General features: G+C 58.3%; 1 protein-coding gene. It reads left to right on the plus strand.

The window, feature by feature from the left end; all coding sequences use genetic code 11:
• Positions 1-14 precede the first annotated feature (14 nt).
• A partial coding sequence (locus RTW80_RS28275; RefSeq protein ID WP_312721419.1) for a lipocalin family protein occupies positions 15-319 on the plus strand: 305 nt, incomplete at its 3' end.

Raw genomic sequence — 319 nt, forward strand, 5'->3', positions numbered from 1 at the left:
TGAAAGGAGGTCTCATGAGGCTATGGCCTGTCGTTACCGGTGTCGCCATTGCGCTGACGCTGGTTGCCTGTAAATCTCCCACGCCGCCGAAAGGCGTGCAGCCCATTACCGGCTTTGATGCCAGCCGCTATCTCGGCAAATGGTATGAAGTCGCCCGACTGGAAAATCGCTTCGAGCGCGGTCTGGAACAGGTCACCGCGACGTACGGCAAGCGCAGCGATGGCGGTATCAGCGTACTGAACCGCGGCTACGATCCGGTGAAGAAAAAATGGAATGAGAGCGAAGGAAAGGCGTACTTTACCGGCGAACCGACCACGGC

The organism is Escherichia sp. AM3 (assembly GCF_032029835.1).
Taxonomy (GTDB): domain Bacteria; phylum Pseudomonadota; class Gammaproteobacteria; order Enterobacterales; family Enterobacteriaceae; genus Escherichia; species Escherichia coli.